We start from the raw sequence: 20,140 nt of genomic DNA, 5'->3' as shown, positions 1-20,140 counted from the left end.
ACGTGGCTTTCGCAACACCCGCCGAGCCAGCACCACCCACGAGACCCGCAAGACCCGCAGTACCCGCAAGACCCGAGGTGAAGGGATCCTTCACTACCTTCAGGGTAGGCAAGGAGGCCTTCACGGACGTCGCATCCAGCAAGACACCTTCGCCTTTCCCTCAGTAAGTGTCGTTAGAACGACACTTACCACGACCCCCACCTGCACCGGCACACCTGAACTTGGTCACCGGCTAGGTCGTGCCCCCCACGATCGTGCTCGGTCGCGGCCAGCCGACCTCCCCGACCAGTAGCCTGGCGACGGAGTCGGCGCTGCGCCGGTTCACTTCGAAGGTGTGATCCGGCTGTGCCAGTTGGAAGGCGATCAGATCCCTCGCGGCCGAATAGCGTTCCTCGTGCGCCTCGTGGATCCGCGGTTTCTCCGGGCCGTCGAACTCCAGCGGAGGCTGGTGGTACCGCTTCATGATCTGCTCCGCCTGGGTGAACAACTCGGCGACTTCCGGGTCGGAGGGATCCCACTGAGCGATTTCCTGGCGCGCGGTCGCGAGCAGGTCCTCACGCCGTGGCAGAGGATTGTCGGGCTTCGAATAGGCCTCCGGACCGTAGAGCCCGGAGAGTTCACGCTGCCCGTCCACCCGGAACCGGGCGAGACCACTCTCCTCATGCCCCTCCGGCCGCGTGATCACCTCGACCTCCACCCGCGCCAACACCTGCTCCAGCGTGATCGTCACCACCTCTTCGGGGTGCTGCGCCAGCCGCAAGCGGGCCCTCTCTTTGAGGAGCGCTTCCACCTTGCCGGCGCCTTCCAACGCCTGGCCTGCGGCGAAGACGGCTCCACGGACCCGAGGCAAGGCGTCCGGATTCGCCTGGACCGCCGCGTCGACGAACCCGTCGACCATCAGGTACAAGGACGCTTTCCCGTTGTAGGTCAGGTTGCCGTCCTCGTCGAGCCGATCCTTGAGGTTCACCCGGGCGTTCCCGCGTGCTTGCGCGACCTCCCATTTGGTGAGGCCGACGCCGGTGAGCTCCGCCAGCGCTTCGTTCTTGTACGTGAAGCCATCCGGTCCCCTGACCGAATCCATGGACTCGACCCAGGCACGTACCCAACCCACTCGGAGCTGAGCGGCTTCATTCACCATGAGCCAGAGTTCGTCCGGTAGCCGGCGCCGTACGGCGGAGCGCGCCAGCCACGCGAGGTTCCTGACAGTACGCTGCTGGACGGTTTCAGCCCACGTCCCCGCACGCGATTCGCCGGGTGCGGGCGGCCGCCATCCGAGCAACACGGCAGGTGGGGCGGTCGCGTCCTGGAGCCAATCAGGAGCAGGCACCAGCGCCGGCAACCGTGGCACGTGGCCGGCCCGTGACGCCGGAATCGACGAGCTCGCCGCGAACGGCCGCCCGGGCCTTTCGAGAGCGCCTGCCATGGGCTGGACCGGACCCCCTTGCGGGATTCCGTCGCTGTTCGGCGCCAAGGCGGCGAAGGCCCGGGTGATCTGATCGGCATCACGGGTGGCCAGGCTCTTCTGGCCGAATTCTCCCTCGGCCAGGCCGAACTTCACAAGAGCCACCGCCGGGTGCTGGTCCTTCCTTTCGAAAGCGACGTCGATCGGCATGCGACGCGCACCCGCGGCCGGCAGGCTGTAGTGCTTCGCCAGCTGCGACGCCTCGTCGTTCGCGAACGTCCGGATCCCTGCCGCGAGCTCTCTTCCCCACGACATCCCGCCGGACTGGTCCCGGCCGCCGACGGTGATCCGGATCGTCACGGGTTCCGCGCCGCTGACCACCCGCCAGGCCGAGGCGCGCACGGCGGTCTGGACCGCCGCTTGCACGTTCTTCGGAAGACTGCCCCCAGCGCTCTGAACGATCTTTCGCTGGGGGATGTGCTCGGCCGCCAGATCCGCCAAGGCGAGTCTGGGCGGCCGTGGGCCGTCCGCCCGGACCAGATGGCTTCGGATGTTCAACGCCGCCCCGCTGATCGTGTGGCTGAACCACACCAGGCTGGTCGGCGCGATGATAGCCCCGTTGCCCCACCTTGCCTTGATCGATCTGACCAGTTGCTTGTTATGGGCGGTGTTGCAGGCCAGCAATCGGAAAGGGCGGCTCGGGTCGGGCTGCGCCTGGCGATACAGAGTGGACGCGAAGAGAGCTTCCGCCGCTGTTTCTCCCGCCAGGATCAACCGGTCCCCCAACTCGTAGGGGCGAGCGGTGGACAACGCCATGCTGACGTTCGCTTGGGAGCCGTGCAGGACCGTACGCCAGCTCGGCTCACCACCAGGCGTGAGGTGCGGATCGGCTGGTTTCGTCGGGAAATGGAAATAGCCGCCGCGCAAGAGCGGACTGGTCCGCGCATCGACCGATGCGGAGGCGAGCATGTCGGCGTCATCTCGGGGGAAGAACACCCCGTGCACCGTCGAATCGGTACTCCTCAAAGCGTGACTGACGATCAGTTCGAGCCTGGGCGGAACGGCCTTCACGCGGTCGAATCCCGGCTCGGTGAGCTTGATCTGACGGAGTCCCATCAGCTCCACCGGTCCCCGCGCGGCGACGGTCGCCCGCGAGTAGCCACCATCGGCGATGTCCGTCGTGAACTTCTCCAATTCGCCGACCCTGCCCTCGATCGGGATCAGGAACGGGGTTCGCTCGCTCTGCGGGAAGGACTGGCCGTCCGCCACCCGTCCCAGGGCCGTACGCAGTTCTCTGCTGTCACGCAAAGCCAATCCCGGTTCTCCGACAGCGGGTCTGCCGTCGGAGCGTTTCAAGTGGATCCGGCCGTCGTCGGCGGGCTTGACGAAGATCGGCATGGCGTTGTGCCACGGTGCGTCCACCTTCATGCCATCCGGCCCCAAGACCACTTGCCCGGCGGTCGAGGCCGCGGCGCCGGCCCAGGTCTGCACCTGGCGCAACGCCATCTCGTCTCCGTCATGCCGGACGAAGACCGCCGCGGGCAACCTGTCGGCTCCGAGGACCAGTTCGGTTTTGATCCGGTCCGCGAACAGACCCGAAACCTGCTGGAACCCGCTCGACGCGTCGCTGTTCGTGGCATGAACCGGGTTGAAGAGGCCGTGCTCGGCGAGCGCCGCGCTCACATCGAACCGGATCCCGCCGGGGCGAGCCTCGTTCGCCCCGAAATCGCCCGCGAGCACCACGGGTTTGCCCGGATTCGAAGCCAATACTCGCCGTGCGCCCGGTACCGAGAGGAACAGGCTCACGATCTCCCGCCCACCGAGCGGAAGCCGGACGTCGCGCGACCGCACCGCGACCTGCGCCACCGTGTCGTCACCGGGTATCACCATCACCAGCGGCGCCGGCTCGGTCCGGATCGTCCTCCATTTCGCCGTGACCGTCGCGGCGATCTCCCGTGCCGCGATCGTGGCGGAGGCCCCTGCTGTTCGGGACAGGGTGAACACGTCCGGCGTGGCCGACAATTCCAGGTCGGTGAACGGAGCGAACAGGCTGTAGCCGATCTGCGGGGACTGGTAGAACTTGAGAGATCCCTCGGGCAGCAGCGCGTACCGCCCCTGATAGCTGACCAGGTGAACCGGCCTGATCCCGCTGAGGGCACTGAGGAATTCACCGAACCGGTTATCGGATAGCGCCCAGCTCACCCAGGAGAGGACGATGATGGGCCGTCGCACCGGTTCTCGCAGATAGCGCTGAAAGGCCTCGCTGTCGTGAAGGCGGCGCATGGTCTCCGCCGGAGTGAGGATTTCCGGGCCTACCCCGAACCCGGATCCACGCGGCCAGAGCCTGAGCACGAGCGGAGACGGACGATGGTCGGTGACGAGCTCCGCCCAAGGGGCGAACTCGACCTGGGTTTCCCCATATTGGTTGATTTCCCGCCGGATCATTCTCAGCGAATGCGGAGTCGCGTTCGCCCATGAACGGCTCACCGCGGCCGCGTCCACGTCGTCCGGCAGCAAGGAGATCAGGTTTTCCTCACCGTACAGATTCCGTGCGGCGACCACGGAATCACCGGCATGGGTGGCCGCGTTCGTTCCGAGGACGAGCGCCCCGCGGTCTGCGTCGGCTCCTCGGCGGTAACCACTGATACGACCGTTGGGCAGGATACGCACGCTCCTGTTCAGCATGCGCGTGGTAACCGAGATTCCAGCCAGGGAGGGTATGTCGTGCAGAGCGGCCTGAAGGCTGAATACCTCGGCCTGCGTCAAATCGCAGGCGAACAGTTCGATCTGCTGGATGGCACCCCAGGACACAAGCTCGGCGGGTGCGCGGGCAAGCACCTCCACGAGCTCACGCGAGCTGTGCGGCACCAGGCTCCCATCGGCTCGGGGAAGTCCCCATCGACCCGCCCGATGATGTACGACCAAGGGAAGCGCGTGACTTTCGGTCGGGGCAAGGGCCCGGCTGACGTGGGTGAAATAGAGAGGACTGACAAAAGCGACACCGGTGTTGTGCTCCAACGCCAGGGCGGCGACCCTGTCCCCGGCAGGTGAGGAAAGGGTGAACAGGCCCTTCGACGGTACCGGTGCACCACCCAGTCGTGGCATGCCGACGGCACCGCTCAGCGGTTTGGCCGCTTCCCCGGCGAAGGCCTCCGGTCCATACAATCCGGACAGGGCGCGTTGCCCGTCGACACGGAGCCGCACCTTGCCGAACTCGACATCACGCCACGGGCGGGTGATCACGGAGATCGAGATCTGCCCCGAAAGCTGCTTAGCCGTCAGTGGCACGGCACCCGCGGGGTACTCCTCCAGCCGTTGCGCGACGGCCTTCTTCACCAGCGAACGCACCAAGTTCGCCCAGCCGGAATGGCCCTTCGGGACGACCACCTCACCACGTACTCGAGGCAGCTCGCCAGGATGGGCGCGCGCGGCGGCGTCGACGAAGCCCTCCACCATCAGGTGGATATGGCTACGCGCCTCGTCGGGCAGCTCACCCCGGCTGAAGTCGAGCCTGGTCTCGTAAGCAATCCTCGCCCGGTGCCAGGCCAGCTGGGCCCCCGCCGAGTTCAGGGCGAAGCCGGACAGCTGCCGTATTTCATCCCGGCCATAAGGGCCCGTCGGTGTCAGGTCGTGGGCCCGGGCCAGTCGCGGACGTTCGGCATGGGCCATTTCCTGCGCCCAGTCGCCTGCCCAGTTCAGCGGGGTCGAATCCGGATCCAGAATGAGCTGCATACGCACCAGGTTCCAGATCTCCGTTGGCAACCCGAGGGTTTTTGTACCCGTGGAAGTGAGATCGTCGAAGCGAGCCTGGTTGACGATACTGCGGTTCCGCACGTACTCGTTCAGCGTGCTCGGCCCCGCACCGTCGAGGAACGGCCGGAACGCGAGCACGTCCGGCGGCGTGAGTGTCCGGCCGAAGGCGGTCGGCTCGCGTCCCACGAGCCCGCTCAGCGGGGTGGGCCTGGTCCCGGTCACCGTGCCCTGGGAATCGACTTCGACCCGCCCATGCCATCGGGCGAGGTGCACGGCGGTGGACAAGGCCGTGCGGAAGCTCGCGAAGAAATCCCTGACGGACTCGCGGGCCGACGGCGCGAGCGTGAGGGTTCCGTCCGGCAGGCCGGGCACGTCACCGGTGACAACGGTGCCCTCAGGCAGGAAATGGACCCGCTCTCCCGAGAAGTAGACCTCGACCTTGAGATGCGACAGAGCGGGTATCCCGGCAAGCCCGGCTTGGAGCCTTCCAGGCGCCTCCTTGGGAAGGTCACAAGCGTAGAGCACGACACGGGAGAACTTCTGCCATTCGATCAGCCTCGCCGGCATGCTGGCGAGGCTCTCGGCCAGCTCCCGATAGCCGGCTGAGCCACGCTGACCGGCGGAATCCGGGAGGCTGAACCGGCCGTCCCTGTGGTGCACCACAACGGGAACTGAATCGTCCGTGCGTTCGGCGAATGCTTTCACGACGTTGCCGAAGAAACGCGGGTCGACGAAGGCCACACCGGTGTTCCGCGGCAGCGCCAACGCGGCCACTTCGCGATCGGCGGACGGATGTCCGGTGATGACACGGCTCAGGGTCGGTACCCCGTCGATCCGGCTCGGCCGTGGCCACCCGACGTCCGGTACCAACAGTTCGGCGACCCGTACGGCCGCGCGCGGCCGCGTATACAGCAGCAACGCGATCAACTCCGTTGCCGCGAGGTGACGTTCCCGGTGCGCCTGGTGCATACGTGGGGGCCGACCATCGAACTCCCGAGGCGGCTGGTGGAACCTGTCCATGATCTCCCGTGCCCGGCTGAACTCCGAGCTGTTCCGGTCCACTCCCGCGAGCAGTTCCCGCGTCACCGCGACGAACCTCTTGACCCGAGGAAGCGGGTTGTTCGGATCGGAATAGACCCACGGGCCGAACAGCCCGGTCAGCTCGCGCTGCCCGTCGACCCGGACCTCGACGACTCCGATCCGCGGGTCCGCGTCGGCAAGGGTGAGCGCGTTGACGGAGACACGTTCCGACAGCTGCTTCGCCGACGTCGTCACCGTGTCCTTCGGGTATTCGGCCAACCTGGCGTTGATCGTCGAGTCGATCCGGGCGAGCAGGCCGGTCACGGTCACGGCCCCCAGAGAACGCGGACCGACGAACACCTCACCTCGTATCGAGGGCAAGGACTCCGGTCGCGCCTGTACCGCGGCGTCGACGAAGCCGTCGACCATGAGCTTGATCTTGCGCAGAGCCGGTTCGGGAAGAGTTCCGTAGTCGGTCGTCCGCGTCTCCAAGTAGGCCCGGGCTCGGCCCTTCGCCGCATTGATCTCCCAAGGATTCAGGACGTTTCCGGAGGCCTCGGCCGCTCGCTCGTCTTCGAGCCGATGCACGCTCGAGGATCCGGCCCAGTTCCTCGCCAGTTCCGGCGGTACCGCGTCGAGTTCAAGCTGGTCCTGCACCAGCTTCCACAGCTCGACGGGCATCGGGGTGGGATTGCCCTTACCCAGCAGCAGTTTGAGGTTCTTGTCGTTGACGAGGCTGATGTCCCGCACCTCGTCCGCCAAGGTCCTCCCCACCGGCGACGGTGTCCAGTTGACCAGGTCCGCCGAGGCGGCCGGTTCCCCCACTGAGGTTTCCGAAGTGCCGACGCGACCGTCGGAATGGAGATGGATCCGCCCGTCCCGCCAGGAAGCGATCGAAAGATGCGTGCCGACCGCCCAGGAGAAGAGCGTGCCGGGGAGATCGGCCACCGACGCCAACGTGGTCTTCCCCGGCAGCATCGAAGCGAGGAGAGCCTGAGAGTTCCTCGCGTTCGCGTACGGCGTGCCCCGGCCGTCGTGAACCGTGACCAAGTCGCTGCTCGCGCCCGGACCGGTCGCCTGCCGCACCACCGCGGGAACACGCTTCGGCCCGCTCTCTTGCCGGGCCTTGCCCTTCCCGGAGACGGTGTCCCGGTCCGGGAACAGCGACTCCGGAGCCGAGACCTCGTGCTCGACCACCCACGAGACGAGCTCCTGAGGAGTCAGCTCGAGCGGCCGAGCCGCCGACTCCACCGCGAACAGCGGCCCGTTATCCGACAGCACGGCCCGGACCCGTGCGGGCCCACCGGCGGAATCGAACATCCGCCCCTCGGGGCCCGCCAACCGCTCCCACAATCCGGCCAGCGCGTCGCCGTCCGGCAACCGCGACGCCACGTCGACCATCCGCTCGGATCCCGTGGACCTCGACGAACCGGCTTCACTCGCCTGCCCGCCTTGATCGTCGCGTGGCGCGCCGCCCAGAAGCCTGCTCTCCCGGGGCCAGCCCACGGCGGCGACCAACGCCCGGGCTCGTACCTCCGCCGCCCATACCTCTTCGCCCGGAATGATGGGCACCGTTCGTACCAGGTCCCAGGCGACGAGATCGGTGGCGGCCCGGCGACGCTCCCGATGTGCCTGATGCAACCGGGGCGGTTCTTGATCGGCGAACACGCGAGGCGGCTGGTGGTACTTGTTCATGATCTCGCGCGCCTGAGCGAACGCTGGATGGTCCTCGGCGAGCCCGGCGAGCGCCATCCGCGCCTCCGCCAAGTGCGTCTGGTGCGAGGGAAGCGGGTTGGCCGGGTCGGTGTACATCTCGGGGCCGTAGAGTCCGGACAGCCTTCGCTGCCCTTCCACCCGCACCTGGACGACCCCGATCTGAGGATCACCGTCGGGCCTGGTGAGCGCGGTGATGGACACCCGGGCGAGCAACTGCTCGACCGACAACGACCTCACGTGCGCCGGATACTGCTGTAGCCGGGAATCGATCTTGTGCCCGGCCACCTTCCGCAGATGGGACACCCCGGTGGACGAACCCGGTGGGACGAAGACCGCGACCTGGATTTCCGGAAGTATCCGTGGAGGCGGCTGCAACGCGGCGTCGACGAATCCGTCGATCATCAGGCCGATGGAGAAGTGCCGGTCGATTCCGTCGAGCTCACCACTGGCGCTCAGCCGGGTTTCGAAGGTGGTTCGCGCGCGATTCCATGCCTGCTGCACCTCGGAGGGGTTCAGCAACCCTCCCGAAGCCACCGCGACACCGTGCGTCCCACCGAACCGTGCCTGGAGCGGCTGGCGTGGGCTCATGTGCTCGGCCCAGGCCCGTGCCCAGCTCGCCGGTGTCCCGTCGTTCCTGAGGTGTTCTCGTACCATCTCCCAAAGCTCGAGAGGCATCATGGCCAGCGCGTTCGGTCCGAGGAAGAGGGCAGCGTTGACCCGGTTGACGATGGTGTGGTTTTCCACCACGTACTCATTGAGGGTGCGAGGCCCCGGCGTATCCGGAAACGGTGGCTGCCACGCGATCACATCGGCGGGCGGAGGCGGCTCTTCCGGCGTCGTGGAAGTCGCGGCGCTCGACGAACCGGCTTCCGTCGACGGACCAGGCTGATCGGCCCGCGGCGCCCCACCCACGACTCCGCCTCGCCGGGGCCAGCCCACCGCCGGGACCAGGTCACGCGCGCGCTCGATCGCGGCCAGCTCGCCATTCCAGAGCAGGTCCCAAGCGACCAGGTCCGTGGCGGCCCGATGACGTTCCCGGTGTGCCTGGTGCACCAGCGACCGCTCCTGCTCCACGAACACGCGGGGAGGCTGGTGGAGTCGATTCATGATCTCCCCGGCCCGGGCGATGACCGGACCACCGTCGGCCAGCCACGCGAGATCCGCACGAGCCTGGTGCAGCTGCGTCCAGTGGCGACTCGGGCGATCGCCCGGCAGGGAATAGGCCTCGGGACCGTAGAGACCGCTCAGCGCACGCTGCCCCTCGACATGGACCTGCACGACACCGATCTGCGGATCGCCCTCGGGGCGGGTGAGCACCGAAACCGACACCTGGGCCAGCAGCTGGTCCGCCGTGACTGTCACCACCCCAGGTGGATAGGTGCTCAGCCGCAGCTGGATCCGGGACTCGACCACCGCACCGAGCCCGTCGGTACCGGCCAGGGAACCCGGCGCGACGAACACCGCGCTCCGCACTCGCGGCAACGAGTCCGGCGACGCCTGCACCGCGGCGTCGACGAACCCGTCGACCATGTACTCGATCCGGACCCTGTCCTCCGCCGGGATCGCGTGGCGCTCGTCCAGCCGGGTCTCCTGCGAAACCCTCGCGCGACCCCACGCCTGCGCGACCTCCCAGGCGTTCACCACGTAACCCGACTCCCTGGCGAAGGTGTCCGCCTCCCGGAAGCTTCCCAAGCGATGGTGGGGAGAACCCGTGCCTTCGAGCCAGGCCCGGACCCAGCTCTCCGGCATGGGCTCGATGAAGCGGTCCAGTGCCTCCCAGGTCAAGTCCGGCGTCAGTCCCGTGCCCCAGTTCCGGTCCACGAAGTCGTTCGCCAGCTGCTGCGCATGATCGAGCAGCGTGCTTCCGGAGTCCCCGGGACGCCAAGCGAGGAACTCGGCCGGAGGAACCCCGTCCTCCCCGAACCTCGCCACCGGCAACCCGGGATCGCCCGAAGGCGTCAGCGAAAGAGTCCCGTCCGGCAACGCGCGCTGATCACCGAAAAGCACGTCGCTGTCCGGCGTGATGTGAATACGCGTGTTGAGCTTGATCGCTTCGACATCGAGGTGTGCCAGCACCGGCAGCTTGGCGACGGCGGCCTTGAGGTCGCTCAGGCTCTCGTTCGTCAGATCGCAGGCGAAGAGGGAGACCTTCGAGAATCGCCCCCACGTCACCAGGCTCAGCGGCTGGCTCGCGAGCGCCTCGGCGAACTGGAAGGGGTCATGGGGGATCTCCCGCTTCCGCGCGTCCGGCAGGAAGAACCGGCCATCGCGGTGGTGAACGGCCACCGGGATCCGGTCGTCCGGGTGGTTTTCGAAAACCCCCGTCAGGTTGCGAGCGAAAACCGGGTCCACGAAAGCCACACCCAGGTTGAGCGGCAAGGGCAGGGCGGTGATCTCGTCGGCCGGTCGCCGGATCGGAGCGGCTTGGGCACCGAGTCCGCCCACCGTCAGGTGCCCGTCCGAGGTGACGAGGAGCGGCGCCTTCCCCCGCTCGAACTCATGGCGCACGGTCGCACCCAGGTCCCGGCTCAACGCCGAACCGAGGAGTTCCAGATCCGCCCGGTCGCGTCCGGACAGCATGATCTCGTCGGCGTGGTTCCACGCGCTCCCCCGCAGCGCCGCCGCCAGCTGGTGCGGCTGTGGCCGCTCGCCGTCCTTGGCCAGGACCAGCTCGAACATCCCCGGCGTCGCCGTGCCTGGTACCGGCCGGGAATCCCGCGTCCCCGCCCAAAGCCCCCCGCTGAACGGGACGGTCAGCAACGGCCCATGGGTCCGGGCCGCCGGGAAGAGGGAAAGAGGGGCCGCGAGGCCCTTTTCCGCCGCCCAGTTCCTGAAGGCGGCCGGATTCAGCTCGACCGGGCGGCCTTCCGGGTCCCCGACGGCGAAGACCGGTCCGTCGGCGGACCTTCTCGCCTGAACGAACACCGCGAGTTCGGCACCGGCCAGCACGTGTCCCGCCCCGGCCGCGAGCCGCTCCCAGAACACGGCCAGCTCGCCTCCGTCCGACAGCCAGGAAGCCAGCTGAACCCGGGACGTGAGTTCACCCGGCCTCGACGGCACGTCCGACGTGGGCAGCACTCCCTCCGCGACGTACCGTGCGTAAGCGTCCGCACGCGCGGCGGGCGTGGCCAAACCGACGCCGGCCAAGGCGGCGAACTGCTGCATCGCGTTCGCCCACTGTTCGCTGAGGCCGTGCCAGGCCTTCGGGTCCTGCCGCTCCCGGTCGGCCAGCTCGATAGTCGTGTCGAGCGCCTTGAGCAGTGTCTCTCTGACTCCCCTCGCCGACTTGACGAGCTGTTCCTCCCGCGCGGGCTGAACCTCCAGGCCGGCGTAGCGGTCGCCGTCGTTGAGAAACCTGGTGACCCCTGCGAGGCCGAGCACGATCAGCCCGGTGAGCAGGGGCACTCTCGCCCGCAGGGCCGAGTTCACCGCGGCTCCGGCCGGGGTCCGGCGATCCGGTTCGAGTTCGCCTGCCGCGTACAGCGCTTCCTTCACCGCGTCCGGATTGGCGAGCAGAGCGTGGAAAGCCGGATGCTTCAGCAGGTAGTCGCGCCCCACCCGCGGCAGGTTCACCGTGGCAAGGTGGGCCAGCCGGGACAGGAGCGCCTCATCCCGCTGCGGGCCCAGACCGGCGAGAAGACCTCCCTCGCGGAACGGGTTGTTCTCCTGCTCCAACTGAAGGGCAAGAGTGTCCAGCAGGCGTCCGAAGGTCTCCGGGAACACCGGCCGGATCGTCTGCCGGTGTGTGACGCCGTCGATGTCGACCTCACGAACCGGAATGTTCCCGGTGGTGAACATCGCCCCGCGGACCATGTCGAGGACTTGGCGGGCGATCGGCGCGGGAACGTTGTCCAGCGCGGCATCGAGGCGCTGGAACCGCTCATCGACCTCCGCCCGGACGGTGGGCCGGTCGGTCGTCCCGCCCAAGGCGGCGAATTCCTTGCGCAGGATCTTGAGATCCTTCTCCCGGCTCACGGCGCGATGCACGGAGGTGGCGTCGCCTCGCGCCTCGCCGACGGGATTCCTGGCACTCGCGGCTTTGATCGTCCGGTCACTGGCGAACGTGGACGTCCGGCTGATGGCGGTGGGCACCCTGATCGCGATCGACGGGATGCCCGGCGCGAGCCCGCCGCGAGTCCCGGCGGGCGGCTCCAGACCGAGCGCCACCAGACCCGCGCGGTCGACGAGCAGGTCGATCCGGCCATCCGGGCCGATCCGGAGGGGCTTTCCCTCCTTCCCGTTGGCCTGCTTGAAGATCATCGTGAAATCCGGGACCGCGCTGACCCAGAAAACCCCGTCACCCTGACCTTCGGGGGTACCACCGAGTTCGATCGGGACCTCTTCGGCCGGAGCTCCGAACTGCCGTTCCTTGCCGAGTTCCCCGACCAGCCCGGAGACCGGCCCACCGAGCAGCCCGCCCGAGACCGTGCCCTCGTGCGAGCGCTCGACGGTGGCCCTCGTCGCGGCGTCGCGGCCGACGGTCAGCGACGCGCCCTCGATCTCCCGGACGAGGTACCGGTCCCCCAGATCCAGCTTGATCCTGACGGAGTCGATGGTCGTACGGCTGCCCACGTCGACGAAGTAACCGTCCTCGGACAGCAGTGACGGCAGGCGCCGTCCCAGCAAGGGCGCCTGCGTGGCGACCAGGACGGCGAACGTGCGCTCCGCGTTCATGCTTTCGACGGTCTTGCGGATCTCCGCGTAGAGCTTCGGCGCCTCTACGGGGAACCCCCAGAGCGCCGCGTCGTCCGGCCACGAGGCACCGCGCCCGTCGTCGGCCCAATGCTCGCGCAGGGAACCGGTCATGGTCGGCGAGGGAGAGCCACTGTCGGTCAGGAAGGAGGGCAGCGTGGAGCGCACCACGGCGTCCAAGGTCGACGGACTCAGCTTTTCGATTTCCCGCACGTGCTGATGGCGGATACCCGGCACGTGGCGGGCATAGACCCCGGACCTGGCCCAGGGATGGACCTCGACCCAGACTTCGAGATCGTGGATCCGCTGCGTCGCTTTGCCGTTCCAGGCGAATTTGACGGTCGTGGCGGCGGCCCGCTCAGGTCCGCGGAAGGTCGTCCGCGTTCCCTGCACCCCGGCGTGCGGCGCGATCGCCTGATCCAGCCCGAGTTTCGACGAACCCGTGAACTCGGGAACCGGCAGCTTCGGCGTGCCCTCCGCGGTAACGCCGTAGGACTTCTCCCAGGCGACGCCGCCACGGTGCCGCGTCGTCGTCGTACTGGACGACTCGACGCGGTAGTCGAAGCCGGCCGGATTCTCCCGGCCATGCGGCAACCTGGCCTTCAGTACCAGTACCTGTTCGAGCTTTCCCGAGTCGAGGAACCGCCTCCCGAACCGCACGGCGCCACCGCGGAGCATGGCGCGCACGGTGTCGCCGAAGCCGCCGAGCGCGAGGTGCGTACCGAGACTTCCCAGCATTTCGTCGTGCAGTTCCCTGAATTCGCGCTGGACCTTCGGCTCGGTGACCTTGGCTTCCCAGGCGCGCAATTCCGTCGTCAGGTTCGCGATCAGCCGGGGCACCACCGACGAGTCCGCTGGGTCGAGATCACCAAGGATGTCTTCGGGGCCGTTACCGGAAGAGGACCGGGCCTGAGTCCCGGCGGAGAGTGCCTTCTGGTCGTCCTCGTGCAGCTTCTTGAGTTCAGCGGGCGGGAGTTCGCCGATCTCGGCGAGCGCCGACGCGGGAACCCAGCGGAGTTCCGCCATCGGGACGTACTTCTCCAGAGACCGGCTCTTCGCTTCTCCGGTATGCCGTCCGCCGAGCATCCCGGTGCGCCCTTCGAGCACCGACAGCGTCAAGTGGTGCCGGTGATCCCAAGCCACCAGGTAGCCATGCTCGGTCGTCTCGCGGTGGGTCTCGTCCACCACCGTTTCGGAGCCGTCGTCGCTCCGCTCGCGGGCCAATCCTGCCTTGGCTTCGGCACCGACGGTCGCCAGGCCACCCGTGGGCACCGTGGCCTTGGCGGACGCTTCGGCGCCGAGTTTTCTGCGCTCCTCGGGGGAAAGTTCCGTCGTCGTCCGCGTCGTGTCGGCGAAGACGTGCGCGTCGTCTCGCCGGAGAATCTGCGGCTCCAGGAGATCCGTCTTCAGCTCCACCGTACCGTGCAGATCGCGGCTACCGGTCGCGAAGAAGCCACCTTCGTTGAAGCTGTCCAACGGAAGCACGTCGGATTTGGTGGTCAGCGGCAGCCTGGCCTGGCGTGTGGCGTGGCGGGCCCAGGTTTCGATCTTCTGCTGCGAGGCGTCGCGCGCGGACTCACCCTCGTGGTGAATCCCGAGCGGTGTGGGCTTTTCCCCGGCCGCGAGGTGTTTGACCGCGCCGGCGACCCGATCGCGGGTCCGGTCCGGTTCGGGCAGCAACCCCGAGAACCCTTCGATGATGGTCGCCGGGAAGTCCAGCAGGGCTTGCAGCGAGTCGAGCTCGGAGCGGACGGGCCGTCCGCCCGGCCTCAGCGCCGAAGTGTTCAGCCCGGCTTGATCGCCCCAAGCGGTTTCGTCGAGATGTTCGGTCCCCACCCCGACCCTGATCCCCCGTCGGGGCGGCGCCGCCACCTGGAGCCGTGCCTGGAGTCCGGGAATCGGTACCCCGGCTTCCGGGTCCTCGAACTCGAGCTCCTTGTCGATGTGCGCCCAATCGGTGCCCACCCGGAAGTTGAGGGTCATCGGGTAGTTGAAGAGGTGGAGGGCGTCCGCGCCGCCAGGCCGGCCCTGTTCCTTCCGGATGGACTGGCCGACGTTCCATGCCCGCTCGTGTTCCCGCGAAGCCGTCGCGGACCCGAGGATCGTCACCGGCCCGGCGTCCGCCTCGACCTCGATCGACAGCATGCCCTCCCGCAAGCGGGAACTGCTGACCTGCGAGGCCTCGCCGACGGCCACCTTGCTCGCGAGCTCTTTCCACGTGGCCTGCTTGACGTAGTGGCCGCGCCCTCGCGCCAACTGGGCGTCGATGAAGAGACTCCGCTCCCCGGGTAGCGGCATGCGCGTTCCGGCGACCAGTTCCCGTACTCGCTCGGGTTCGCCCAGCAGCGCGGCCAGATCGTCCTGTACCGCCTGGCTCTGGTGGTCGGTGATCTCCTCCTCACCTCGCAGCACGGCCGCCACGACGCCCGCGATGGTCTTCCGGTCGCTTTCGGCGATCTTCCAGTGCGACGCGGCCCGGTCGGGCACCTCTTTCACGGTCATCCCCGCTTTGGAGGACGCCTGGCCGTCACTGCCCGAGCCGAAGGCCATGGAGGATTCCGAGTCCATCTGCCCCGTCTCGGCGAGATAGACGTGCACGGACCCGGGCACCACCAGCTCGTACACCCGGCCATCACGGGTCGACGGCCGCCGGCCCGCGCTGGACCCCGAACCACGGCTGACCGGGCGGTCACCAGTCTCCGGCACGATCGTCACGGCGAACGGGAAGTCCTCGTCGTGTTTCTCGAACGCACCGCGGATCTGCTCGATCGATTCGTGTTCGAGGCTGGTGGCATGGCTTTCCGAATCGGAGGCGGACCGCGCGTAGGAGACGTTCACCGAAACCTTGGCACCGACCAGGTCCGAGAGCGATTCACCGAATCCGCTCCCGAGCGAGCCGCCCCATTCCCGAGTGCCGCTCCGCGCGTCCGTGTCGAGCGCGCTGCTCGACCGGCGGTGACCGATCGAGCTCTGGCTGCCGCCCGCGTGCGAGGAATGCGGTCGCGATCCCGCTTCCGGTTTGTGCCTGCGGACCAAAATCTCCAGCCGCTCACGGTGCCTGAACTCGAACGTCCGTTTCGCGAGACCGCCGGTGACGAGTTCCTTGCCGTGGTCGCCACCGAGGTTGTCCAGCCAGGTCTTGAGCGCGACGACCTCACCGTCTCGCCGTTCCTTGAGGTCGAGCTGTTCGACGATGGCGTCGTAGACCCTCTTCGTACCCTTGAGTTCGACGTGCTTGATGCGTTTGTGCACTTCGGCGAAGTCGATCGCCCGCTGCCCGGATGGCTTGCCGCCGACCGGATCGGCCGGGGTCAGCGGTTCCACTGGGGCGTTCTTGGGCCAGTCGAGTTCGAGGTCGAGGAGCACGTCGTCGCCCGGGTCGCGCTCCCGGGTCCCCCGCGAGTGCCCCTTTTCGAAGACCTTGACCCGGTACGTCACGTCATGCCGGGAACGGGTGCCTTGCCGTTGTTCGGTGACGTCGAACGCGCTGCTCGATGCCCGCTTCGCCACGACGCTGCTCTGGGATGCCGAGCCGATCCCCCGGATCCCGCCGGAGACGGTCACCGGTCCGGCGGGAGCGCTGAAGCTCGTCGGATTCACCGGTGTCCGCTCGATCTGGTCGGCGACCTGGATCGTTTTCGCCAGATGCTCGCTCGACGTCACCGATTCCGTCGTCCGGTCCACCGGATTTTGCGCCGTATCGATGGCGTGCACCTCGACGGTGACGCTCAGCCGAGGGCTGATGTCCAGCTTCAGGCCGTCCAGGGTGGCACCGAAATCCGCGAGCTTGACGTCGGACAGGTTCTCCCGCACCCAGTCTTCGTACTTGGACACCTTGGCCAGGACGGCCGCCCGGATGGGTTCGAAATCCGGTACCGCGACCAAGGAAGGACGGACGAGCCGGGCGAACCCCGCCCGCGCCTCGGCATCGCTTTCGATGAGCGTGGGCATCGAGGGTGAGAGCGGGAGGGTGCCGAGCGACGGGTTCGACCTCCGCCACAACTTTCGCGGGCCGCTGTCGGATCCCTGGGATCGCGGCCGCGACCCGGACGAGCCGCGGCGGTGGGTCGACAACGGCGGCGGCGGGTCGGGGTCCTTCTTGGGTTTCGGGGCTTCGGCGGGGCGATGCATCGAGTTGTACGGCTCACTGGAGACGACCGAGGTCGAGCCCGCCCGTGCCGGGTCGGGGTTGCGGAGCCCGCCACCGTGGTCTCCGGCGGCGAGGGACAGCCCGTCCAGTACGGCCATGGTCTCGCGGGCGATGAACCGCTCCGCCTCCGGGAACGGCCCCATGATGCCCCGTACCGGCTCGCGGCGGGCGCCGGCGGTCGCATCGCGGTAACCGTCCTTACCGCCCGCGGCGTGGATGATCTCGTGCAGCATGGCGCCCGTACCGGAACCGAGGTACCACTCGACCTGGTTGGTCTCGCCTTCCCCGTTCTTGACGGTGACCGGAAGGCTCTCCCCGGAGTACCGGTCCCAGCCCTCGGCGAACCCGTCCGCGGCGACGGCTTCCAGACGCAAGTGTGCCCGGTCGCCGTTGCCGAGGCGCAAGAGCTGCGGATCGGTGGCGGCTTCGAGCGTGGCGAGTTCCCTTTGCAGCGACTCGATGAGGGTTTCCCGGGTCTTCTGATCGACGTCGTCGGAAACCAGGGCCAGCGGGACCGCGATCTCCCGGATCCAGGTCCCGTTGGCCACCTGGCCCCGCCGGACGGTGAACCGGATCTGCGTGATCCGGCCGCCCAGCTTGCCGTCCTCGCTCTCCCCCTTGGCGTAGGGTTCGAAACGCTCCGCCTTGTAGGGCGTCGCCGTCAGTGTCTCTCGCAGTTTTTCCCACTCCGCCCACTCCGCGCGGCCCATCCGCGCCGTGGGCTCCTCGCCGTGGACCGCGGTGTGCGGGGTCTCGTCGGCGTAGGCGACCGGGATCAGCAACGCCTCGTCGGAACCGGCGTCGTCGCGGGTCTGTCCGCGGTTTTCGTCGCGTCCGCCGCCGGTGGCCGGACGTCCCGGCGCGTCGGCCGTGACCGAGGTCCGGACCTCCGCCGCCCGGCCGACCGGTTCGGCGGTCTTACTGTCCGGTGCCGGCCGTGCGGCTGCCGGACGGGCGGCCGTGTCGGACGGCTGGGCGGTGGAGGTGACCGCCTCCGTGACGGGCTTGCCTTCCACCCGGGCAGGGGTCGCCGCGCCCGATCTTCCGCTCTGTGCCCCCGCGGTCTCGACCTTGGGCTCCGAGAGTTCTGTCTTCCCCTGCCTGCCAGGCAGGTCGCCGGTCGCGCGTTCGGGTGCGGACTTCTCCGGGAGGGTCGCGCGGTCGCTCGTCGGTACTTCGGCGGCCGCCGGACGGGTGACCGCCGGCTGCGGCCGGTTCTGCGGGCTTTCCGCCGCGACCGGCGCGGGTTCGGGAACCACAGGTGTTTCGGGAGCCGGTACGGGCTCCGTGTTGGTGGTCGCGGGAGCGCTCTCGACCCGCTGCGGGCTTTCCGCCGCGACCGGGGCGGGCTCGGAACCCGCAGGGGCTTCGGGAGCTCGCGCGGTCTCCGCGCTGGTGGTCGCGGAAGTGCTCTCGACCCGTTGAGGGCCGGCCGACGAAGTGTCGACCGCCTTCGTCTCGGATGCCTGCTCGGGGGTGGCCACGCCGGTGTCTCGCGCGGCCGCTGTCTCGGGCGCGGCGGCGGCGTTGCGTTCCGGTGCGCCTCTGCCGGCTTCGGCACCGGAGGCCGTCTGCGCGGCGGCCGTGGTCGCGGACGCCCCGGTGGTAGCGGTCGTGGTGGCGGCGCCGGTCGTGGTGGTGGCGGCGGTGGTCGCCGCGGTCGTGGCGGTATTCGTGCTGGACGTGGTCGTGGCGCTGGACGTGGCGGTAGTGGTGATGCTCGCGGCGGTTGCAGGGCCGGGCGTCGCGGTAGTGAGGGTGGCGCGGCCACCGTTCGCCGCACCCGGCTGCGGTTCTGCCGCCGTCGTGAGGAAGTGTGCCGTTGTCCCTTCTTCGGCGAAAGCCGGGCTCGCGACGCCTGCCGGCTCGACCTTCTGTCCGGTGTGGACTGTCGAACTCGTGTCGGCCGCCGAAGCCACCGCGCCCGCGGGGTTCTCGTGGACCGCGGGGGTGAAGAGAGTGCCGATCGCCTGCCCCGGCGTAGTCGAGGCCACGGGACGCTGTGCCGCATCGGCCGCGATCGTGTCCGCATAGGACGGTGGCGGTTCGAGGAAGAGCCGTTCCCCGGTGGTGAGGCCGCCGTCGGCCTTGCCACCGGCTTTGATGTCGGCCGTGCTTTCGGTCTTGACGTCGGCGACGGGGACCTTCGCCTCGCCGCCGGTCTTGATGTCCGTCTTGACGTCGCCGGCCGGGATCGTGAACTCCACCGCCTTCGGCAAATGCCCCAGATCGACCAGCAGCGTGTCGAGGCGGCCACCAGCGCCACCACCGCCGCGGCCACCGCCGAACCCCGACAACGCCCCCAGCATCCCCAGCCACGGACTAGCGTGTGGCGACCCGGTCGCCAGGTTGATCACCGGCGCGGTGATGAACACCACGCCGACCTGACCGGCTCCATACGACAGATGTCCCAGCGCCTCCACCGAGCCGGGGATCGCCCGCGGCGCCACGGCCAGGCGCTCCCCCGCCTCCTTCAGGGTCTCCAGCGTCACCCCCTCGACTTTCAGCCGCTCCGCCAGCGACCTCGCCGCTTCGTTGTCCGCCCACCCCGCGGCGGCGCCCCGCGCCCACACCGCAGCCGCGTGGAAGATTCCCGCGAACGCGCCGCCGAGAGCCCCGCCACCGAACGAGCCCAGCAGCGACTTGCCGTCCAGCTCGTCACGTTTCCCCGCCGCGATCTGGCCGGTCTGGACCGACAGATCCAGACCACCCATGATCCCCGCGCCCGCCGCCGCGAACTTCACCGTATGCGGTGTCGCGGCCACCACTCCGGCACCGATCGCCTTCAGCAGGCGGATCGCGAGTTCCTGGTTGAACTTCATCGCGACCAGCGCGTGCATCTTGGCCACCAGACCACGCCAGATCGCCATCAACGCCTGCCGCGCCGTCAACTGCGCCAAACCCACGAACGCCGCACCGATCAGCGTCGCCAGCAAGTGAATGATCGTGGCCAGCGCCATCGCCGCCATCGCGATCATCATGACCTTGGCCTTCACCACATCCGCCGCGGCCGTTTTCGCCATCCCCGCCAGGCTCTCCGACGCCTCCCCCAACGCCTCGATCCCGGGCACCACGTCACCCCCCAGGTAGGACGCGAAAAACTCCCCAGTCTCCCCCACCAGCGCACCCGGAACCCCCAAACCTCCGGCCCGCACCGCCTCCCGATACTCCTCAGCGGCCGCCTCGAACTCACGCCACGCCCGCGCCAACTCGGCCAGCGCCGCGTCGTTACCCTCCGGCCAGGGCATCCCCAACGTCACCAAAAAGAAGGTCTGCAACTCGGCAGGCAACTTGACCGAACCACCCGACACTTCTCTCACCTCCCCTCAAAATCGTTGTGTGCCAGTACGTTGTCCGCTCATGACCGATCCGGGCCGTCGGTACGGCCCGGATCGGTCGGGACGGTG

General features: G+C 68.5%; 1 protein-coding gene. It reads right to left on the bottom strand.

Going from position 1 to position 20,140, the window contains the following annotated elements; translation table 11 throughout:
• Nucleotides 1–232: 232 nt before the first annotated feature.
• A complete protein-coding gene (locus tag CFP71_RS22295) occupies nt 233–20,044 on the bottom strand; it encodes a WXG100-like domain-containing protein (RefSeq protein ID WP_093935884.1) in 19,812 nt (6,603 codons plus the stop codon).
• Nucleotides 20,045–20,140: the final 96 nt, after the last annotated feature.

This window comes from Amycolatopsis thailandensis (genome assembly GCF_002234405.1).
Lineage (GTDB): Bacteria > Actinomycetota > Actinomycetes > Mycobacteriales > Pseudonocardiaceae > Amycolatopsis > Amycolatopsis thailandensis.
Note: the sequence above shows the minus strand (reverse complement) of the source record. Positions and strands in the feature narration are given on the sequence as shown.